This window comes from Clostridia bacterium, from assembly GCA_036654455.1.
In the GTDB taxonomy this organism is placed as follows: Bacteria; Bacillota; Clostridia; order Christensenellales; family CAG-314; genus JAVVRZ01.
This window is the reverse complement of sequence record JAVVRZ010000005.1, coordinates 38,886-46,640: the sequence shown is the minus strand read 5'-3', so window position 1 is coordinate 46,640 and position 7,755 is coordinate 38,886. Positions and strand designations below refer to the sequence as shown.

At 36.0% G+C, this 7,755-nt stretch carries 8 protein-coding genes; all 8 read right to left on the bottom strand.

The window, feature by feature from the left end:
- A partial coding sequence (locus RR062_05320) for a hypothetical protein (protein ID MEG2027127.1) occupies nt 1–275 on the bottom strand: 275 nt, incomplete at its 3' end.
- Between the two features lie 231 nt (nt 276–506).
- Entirely contained in the window at nt 507–1,559 is a 1,053-nt protein-coding gene (locus RR062_05315) for a ferritin family protein (protein ID MEG2027126.1), read from the bottom strand.
- A 2-nt stretch (nt 1,560–1,561) separates the two neighbouring features.
- Nucleotides 1,562–2,224 (bottom strand): rubredoxin, encoded by a 663-nt coding sequence (locus tag RR062_05310; protein ID MEG2027125.1) that lies wholly within the window; start codon nt 2,222–2,224, stop codon nt 1,562–1,564.
- A 76-nt stretch (nt 2,225–2,300) separates the two neighbouring features.
- Entirely contained in the window at nt 2,301–2,657 is a 357-nt protein-coding gene (locus RR062_05305) for a transcriptional repressor (GenBank protein MEG2027124.1), read from the bottom strand.
- Nucleotides 2,658–3,312: 655 nt separating this feature from the next.
- On the bottom strand, nt 3,313–4,347 hold the full coding sequence (gene rsmH / locus RR062_05300) for a 16S rRNA (cytosine(1402)-N(4))-methyltransferase RsmH (protein MEG2027123.1): 1,035 nt from the start codon (nt 4,345–4,347) through the stop codon (nt 3,313–3,315).
- 109 nt (nt 4,348–4,456) lie between these two features.
- Entirely contained in the window at nt 4,457–4,648 is a 192-nt protein-coding gene (locus tag RR062_05295) for a 4Fe-4S binding protein (protein MEG2027122.1), read from the bottom strand.
- Nucleotides 4,649–4,802: 154 nt separating this feature from the next.
- A complete protein-coding gene (locus RR062_05290; GenBank protein MEG2027121.1) occupies nt 4,803–5,201 on the bottom strand; it encodes a NifB/NifX family molybdenum-iron cluster-binding protein in 399 nt (132 codons plus the stop codon).
- A gap of 319 nt (nt 5,202–5,520) precedes the next feature.
- Nucleotides 5,521–7,752 (bottom strand): prepilin-type N-terminal cleavage/methylation domain-containing protein, encoded by a 2,232-nt coding sequence (locus RR062_05285; protein MEG2027120.1) that lies wholly within the window; start codon nt 7,750–7,752, stop codon nt 5,521–5,523.
- Between the last annotated feature and the right edge of the window lie 3 nt (nt 7,753–7,755).

Sequence of the window (7,755 nt, the reverse complement as noted above, 5' to 3'; positions counted from 1 at the left end):
TTAATAAAACTAGAAACTTCTACATAGTTTACCGAAACAAATATAGATACTAAACCTACTATGGAAAGTACTAAAAAAGTGTTAAAGGAATGGTTATTTACCTGTGGGGGGGGTATTCTACTTACACTAGAAACCTTATGAGTTGAATCAGCTAGGTCGTCATTTAAAACATCGTCTTGTTTGGCAAAAAAATTAGTACGTTTGATAGCCCACAATAAAAAATTTATTGCAAGAATTACGCCAAATAATATAAAAATAATATTTATTGATGTCAAACGATACTCCTAGTTACTGTATATATAACATTCTATTGTTATGTTACAATAAAATACAAAAAATAGCAATAGTTTTTAGAAAAAAATTAATAAATTTTTAATAAATAAATATAACAATTTAGCCGAGTAAACTATACTCGGCTAAATAATTTGCGTAAACGCCTTAAAAGTTAAACTAAGTTAAAATAAATGCTTTTACAGTTAAATATTTAAAAAATTAGTTGATAAATATTAATAATTTTCTTTTCTTACTTCGAAGTAGCTTTGAGGGTGATTGCAAACTGGGCAAATAGTAGGCGCAACTTTACCGATAACTAGGTGACCGCAATTACGACACTCCCACATTGTTAATTCGCTCTTAGCAAAGACAGTTTGCATATCTACGTTTTTGAGTAAGGCTCTATAACGAGCTTCGTGCGCCTTTTCGATTACCGCAACCGCTCTAAATTTAATTGCAAGTTCCTTAAAGCCCTCGTTTTCGGCATCAACTGCAAACCTTTCGTACATATCTGTCCATTCGTAATTCTCGCCGTCAGCTGCGTGAAGAAGATTTTCGGCGGTGTTGCCTAAACCGCTAAGTTCTTTAAACCATAGTTTTGCGTGTTCCTTTTCGTTGTCTGCGGTGTGGGTAAAGATGTCGGCGATTTGCTCAAAGCCCTCTTTTTTGGCTACTCCTGCAAAATAAGTGTATTTATTGCGGGCTTGACTTTCGCCTGCAAAAGCGTCTTTTAAATTTTGTTCTGTTTTTGTTCCTTTATAGTTCATTTGTGTATCTCCTTTTTTATTTTGTAATTTGTATAATAATTTTTCAGCTATATGAATTGGAAAAGTTGTATCTTGGTTATTTGCGATAATGTCTTGTAAAAATGCAATTCCGTTGTCACTTTGAGGTAGCATGTAGCCTGCCTCTCTTACTATATCTTCGCCCATAATATGATTTGACAGCTTTATTGCTTCAAAGAGTTGTTTTTCTAATTTGTCAATGGCATTATTTGCGATATTTTCAGCTGTTTTTTCTTGATTGACCTTACTTTTAAATAAAGAATTTAGCGACGCTGTAACTTTTTCGGTCTTGACTTGTTGAGGTGGCATTTCGTAAGGCACCATAGAGATTGCGCCCGAAGGACAAGCATTTGCGCAAATACCGCAACCGATACATTTGTTCCAGTCAATTTGACCGTTTTCGGTGTCTGTTGCGTGCGTTGGGCAAACATAGAGACATAAGCAATCTTTTGAACAAAGTCTTAAATTTCTAACCGCAAACAATTTTGTATTTTCAGTCATTGTTATATCCTCCCCACTTCGTGAATTTTAAATTTTGGCACTTTGCAAATTGGGCAAATATCAGGCGCTTCGTCGCCTAAATAAATAAATCCGCATATTTCGCAAACAAAAATTTTTGTGTTTTGAAGAAACGCAGTACCTTCTTTTTTGTATCTTGCAATAATAGAGTCGGCAATTTTGGACACTTTTTCGCTCCAAGTAAGCACTCTTAATGCGCCCCTGTCTTTGTCATTTTTGGCAACGTCAAAAGCTGTTGCGTAAGCGTTTAGGTCAAATTTTAATTGTGACGAAAGATTATCAACATTACCGTTTGATTGTTGACTATGAAGTTTGTAGTAATTTGCAATTTCGTTAAATAGAGTTGTTTCTTCTACCCTATATTGTTTTTCACAACCTTTGGCGAGATTTGTGCAAAGAACATTAAGTTCGGCATTTGTCAGTTCCTTGTCGTTGAGTTTGGCGTTTTCCTTATCGTTTAACTGTTGCGCTTGTTCTTTCGGCTGTTGCTTTGAAGTTGACGCAGAGGTTGCTACTTGTTCGACAAAAGCATTTTTGGGCGCTCCACATAGCGGACATACCCAACTTGAAGGCAAGTCGCTAAATTTAACCCCTTCCTTTTGTTCGTCGTAGACATAGCCACAAATTGAACAAACATATTTTTTCATTTTTTTCCTCCTGTATAATGTATTTTTATTAAGTGTAATAGTTAGGTGTTAGATTAATTTACCACAGCATAAGCTGTTAGTCAATACAGTTATCGCAAATATAGTTGATATCAAGGTGGTAATTTACTAAGTTATGCACCTTACATTCTATTAAAGGTTTGATATCGTTTAGGTCGACGTCGTCAAGCCTACCGCATTTAACGCACCTTGCGTGAGCGTGAGGAATTGAACTGCGGTCGTACCTTGCGCTAGCGCCAACCAGCTCAACTTTGCCGATATCGCCACATTCTACCATAAGAGCAAGATTGCGATAAACCGTACCAAAAGCAATCGAAGGCATAGCCTTGTGCGCCTGCAAAAAAATCTCCTCCGCCGTTAGATGTTGCGTTGAAGTCATAATAATATCATAGATAATTTTGCGTTGCTTGGTCACGATAATCTCCTCAATTGTTAAATATTAATTTAAGAATAAGAACTATTCCTAATTACTATTTAAGTATAAACTTTATAGAATTATAAGTCAAGAGTTTTTTAACAAGTTTTTATTATTTTTTTACAAATTGAAGAAAGATAAATTTCTGTGAGTTGGGAAGTTGAAGAAAGCCTAACGGCGTTGTGGAATTTTTAATTTATCTACGCTTAAAAAACCATAATTACTTACAAAAAATAGCTTAATCAAATATGATTAAGCTATTTTATTTGTTATATGCAAACTGCGTAGATGTTTTTACAATTTATTTAGAAATTTAAGCATTGTTTTTACCTGAAAGTTTAGCATTAAGCAACATTTTACCTGAAATATTGATTAAGTCGGCATAAGTTTCGCCGTCAGTCATTCTTTTTATTCCGCAACTTATTGTAAGATTAATTTTATCATTAAAAGGGCAAATGTACATCAATCTATAAACGGTTGCAATTGTTCTATGTTAATACTGGTTAGAACAAGCATAAAGCTGGGTGTAAGAATACCCCCCCCCTATGCTATATAATCGAACGCTATGTTAGTAATAGAATAATTATAACAGTATTTTTAAAGGCTTGTTAGGACTTGAAGTAAAGCTCTAACTTTACTAAATAGTATTTAGGTTTTAGCTTTTAATCGCCCACCGCATTTTTGTGGAGTGAGCACGAGGATTTTTGTTACATTCTTCAATGCTTGGACGAATTACGTCACGAGCAACTTGGCTATATACGCCGTCGTTAAGCCCGATTTTAAATGCCTTTTTAACCAGTCTATCTTCGCCGGAATGAAATGTAAGTATAGCAACCTTGCCATTAGCATTTAAAACGCTTGGTAACTTATTAAGAAATGAAGTCAATGCGTCAAATTCGCTATTTATATCAATTCTTAACGCTTGAAAGACACGTTGACAAGATTTTTTGATAGTGTCTTTGCGTTCGGCAGTTGGTAAAAAAGACAAGGCTTCTTCTACCGCCGAATAAAGTTGTCGTGTAGTATCTATGACTCCGCCTTTTTTAAAAGTCCGCAAAATAACCTTAGCAATTTGCTCGGCGTAAGGTTCGTCGGCGTTTTGAGTAAATATACTTACTAAATCCATATAGTTAAGTTCTTTAAGTCGCTCGCTTGCCGTTTGTCCGCTTGAAGAATCTAACCGCAAGTCTAGCTTGCCATCGTGTTTAAAAGTAAAACCACGTTCGGGGTTGTCAATTTGCATAGAAGAAACGCCTAAATCGGCAAGAACAAAATCAAACTTTTGTTGCGGTTTAAGTTGGTCAATATTAGAAAAATTTAGCTTGCTAACCGTCAATACGTCGTCGCCATAGCCTAGCTCGGCTAGCCTTGACTTTGTCTTTTCAAGTTCGATTCCGTCTATATCGATTGCATAAAGATGACCTCGACCTTGCAAACTTTCGAGCATTCTTTGACTGTGTCCGCCATAACCTAAGGTTGCGTCAAGTCCAACTTGTCCCGAAGAAATATGTAAAAACTCCAAAATTTCATCGACTAGAATTGGTATGTGCATACCCGCCGGCGTCTTACCTTTTTCGATAGTTTTTGCAATTTCGTCAGCGTATTGCGTCGGGTTTAGCTCTTTATATTTTTCTTGATAGATGTGAGGGTGCGTGCCCTTATAGCGTATGCGTCGTTTATGTTCTTCCATTTTTCCCCTACTAATTTAGATTTATAATTGCGAATATTAATAATTTTGTGTCCAACTCTATTCGCTAATTTAACTTTATTTATTTCGGCTTTAAGACATTACACGCCGTTTATTCAAGTATAAGAGCTTTTTTGGGACAAAAACTTGCGCATTTGCCACATTTAATACACTTTTCTTTGTTTACAGTTGGCGCATTATTTCCAATTTGTGTCAGCGCACCTACCGGACACACTTTTAAAGATGGGCAATGGTGATTTTGTGGGCAAAGCGCCACAATAACTTTTAATTCTTTGGTATTCATTATTAATTTTTCCTATGTCAATATATTTTTAATCGCTTAAAGCGCAAAGGGTAGCTTGCATTAATTTCTACAATAATAAAAAAATGCTAATTATATTAAATTCCGCCTAACTTTTTTAATTTGTCGTAAGTTATTAGTTACAAAGTTTGTATGCTTATTTACAGCCTTTACATTCGTCTGCGCCGTGACAGTGGTGTTCCTCGCCTTGATGGTGAGAATTAAAGTGATTGCAAGTAATGTCGGGGTTAAATGCTAAATTATTTGCAATTAAAGCGTCTACGGCGCTATCGGCGCTTCCGGATACTCCGCCATATAGCGTAATATTTAATTCTGCAAGAGCAGTTTTAGCCCCTCCGCCTATGCCTCCGCAAATTAATGCGTCAATATTATTGCTCTTTAACAAGTTAGCGAGGGCGCTATGTCCCCCTTCGAGAGCTTTTACAATACTACTAGATACGATTTTACCATCTACAACTTCGTAAATTTTAAATTCCTCAGTGTGACCGAAATGTCCAAATACCTCGCCGTTTGAATACGTAACTGCTATTTTCATAATATATCTCCTTTAAATTTGTATTTTAATTTATTTATACTTTTTTAACCATTAGGTTAATTTTAAACGCATACTAACTTATTTAATATTAGCATACTAAGATTAATATGTAGTGGACTTATCTATACTTATAGTATAGCACATTTAAAAAATTAATATCGAATAAAACGCTTTTTTTAGACTGACAAATAATAAAAATTATTAAAGAAGTAATTTATAATTTGTAAGTAAAAAGCTATCTAAAAAATTAGATAGCTTTTTGTTGTATTGATTTATTATAGTTATTAATTAAGTTACGGCTATTTCTAGGAAATTAAGGTTAAGGTTTTTTAATTTCCTTTCCTATAAGAGGAATAGAGTTTGTTACTGCTGTTCCCTTCGTTATAGTAATTGTAGCCTTGCAAGTGCAATTTGTTAGGGTGTTATTTGAGTTGTCTAGCGTAGTTATTTGAGAGCCTACTATTGAACCGATAGTTGAAGAAACGTCGGCTGTAATTGTAATTGTTCCCGTTACGTTACAATTAGTAACTTTGCCTAGCGAGTAACCGGCTATTACGCCGATGCTAGAACCCTTTGTAGTATTACTGATTATAGCGGAAGTTACATTAACGTTCTTTATTTCGGCGGTTGCGCCAACATAAGCAAACATACCCACGTGTTGGTTGGTATTTGTTATATTTATTGTTGTGTTTTTGCCCTTGCCGTCAAAGATACCTGCAAAAGCGTGCACTTCGTTACCTATTGGGTTAGTTACGGTAAGGTCGGTTGTTTGCTTAAACAACAAACCATTTGTACTAAGACTGCCGTTGTTAATCGCCGTAGTAACATCTCCTAAGGTAGTTGCATTAACATCTACGTAAACTTCTATTACAAAGTTTAAAGTACGATTACGGTCTAAGGTAAGAGTAGAGATAATATTGTCAATAGTTGTTCTATTAGTCGAATTGACAGTAAAAGTATATACGTCGCCTGCTATTGTAGTCGTAATACCGGTGTCCTGTCCGGCTAGATATAATTTAACCGTCCTAAAATCCACTGGTATATTGCTTACCCTTGCAGTAAAGGTTAGGTCGCCAGTAGCGTTAAGTAGCGAGGACGACTTAGTTAAATCAGTTATACAGTGTTCTAAGTTAGACGTTAGTTTAACCGCATAGGTAGAGTTAAATGGAATAGTAAAATTGCCACCAACCGTTATTGTCTGTACGGTAGCTGTGTCAAGCAAATATTGGTTATCTACCATTGTCTTTTTTAGACCAGTAACAGTTATTAATTCGGGACGGAAGCCGTTTGCGCCCTTGACTATTACACTGATATTCTTTGAGCCAACGGGAACTGTAAAGGTTGAACCCTTGGAATATTCTTTTCCCAAACAAACTAGAATACCATTAGTAATATTGTTGGTTACGGTTACTACTTTTGAAGTATCCGTAGCTACTTGCACAAATACAGAGTTAGTAGTATCGGTTATACCGCCTTGCTCAACTGTTACAATAGCCGTTGAGGCAACCGTTCCGTCTGTACTTGGAGCAGAAGTTGTTGTCTTAGTACTTGGCGTAACATTCATAGTAATACCTGCATTGTTTACCATACTAGTTATTATTTCGCCAACATTTAATACTATGTTCTCGGGTATAGTCAAGGAAAGACTTGCATCGACACTATAACCTTCAAAAATGTTACTGGGAAGAACGTACGCCTTAGCAACGCCGTTGTCTAACATAGCTTGTAGGGTTGGTAGCACGGGTAACTTATCTAGTTGCGCTAATTGACCTATTGCTAGCTTGTCCTTATAGCTAGAAAGTAAAGTAGAAGGATCTAGCTTTTTTAAGCCCTCAGTTGTTACGTCAATAAACACCCTAGACAAAGCGTGCATAAGCAAAGCATTCTCAGCTGTGCCTATTTGCGTAGTTTTTTTGCTTAGACCTGCAAGCGAAAGCAAATAATCGTTTACGCTTGTTTTTTCGCCAGCCATAATATCTTGGTAGATGCTTAAACTATTTAGCAAAGCGTCTGCATTAGAGCGGTCGGCCTTACTTAGATAGTTCATAAAGGTCATACCTTTAATAATTGAGTTTTGAGGAAAAGCGTAGTCTTGTTCTTGGGAAACTGTTTCTGCGTAAGTTGTTTGTAGACCAAAAGGATTATTTGTAGCTTTAACGTAGGAGTTATTTGCAATTATATCTTCTTGGCTCTTTAATACAAAAGTAAATGTAGCAGAGTCGAAGAATACCGAATAACCGTTGTTATACGCTACGTTAAATTTATCTAGTTGTTCTGCGTTTACCGCTTCTTCTTTAATAAGGGCGTTTCTAAGTTTGGGAGCGGATACTTCGCCGTATTCGCTAATATCTTCTAGCGTTAGACCTTCTACTCTAAGAGTAGCCAGAGTGGTGTTGAGGTTGCCTATTGCGCTAGTTACAGTGCTAATGTGGGCTCGCTTAATTACTCCGGACATAGTTGGAATAAGCACTCCTGCAAGTATACCAATAATTACAATAACTATTAGTAATTCTACAAGGGTAAAGCCTTTCTTTTTATTTGTTTTTTTCATAAT

Bases quoted from the DNA above. Each gene is read 5' to 3' on its own strand.
- RR062_05315 (MEG2027126.1), bottom strand. From the start codon at position 1,559: ATGACTGAAAATACAAAATTGTTTGCGGTTAGAAATTTAAGACTTTGT.
- RR062_05310 (MEG2027125.1), bottom strand. From the start codon at position 2,224: ATGAAAAAATATGTTTGTTCAATTTGTGGCTATGTCTACGACGAACAA.
- rsmH (MEG2027123.1), bottom strand. From the start codon at position 4,347: ATGGAAGAACATAAACGACGCATACGCTATAAGGGCACGCACCCTCAC.
- RR062_05295 (MEG2027122.1), bottom strand. From the start codon at position 4,648: ATGAATACCAAAGAATTAAAAGTTATTGTGGCGCTTTGCCCACAAAAT.
- RR062_05290 (MEG2027121.1), bottom strand. From the start codon at position 5,201: ATGAAAATAGCAGTTACGTATTCAAACGGCGAGGTATTTGGACATTTC.
- RR062_05285 (MEG2027120.1), bottom strand. From the start codon at position 7,752: ATGAAAAAAACAAATAAAAAGAAAGGCTTTACCCTTGTAGAATTACTA.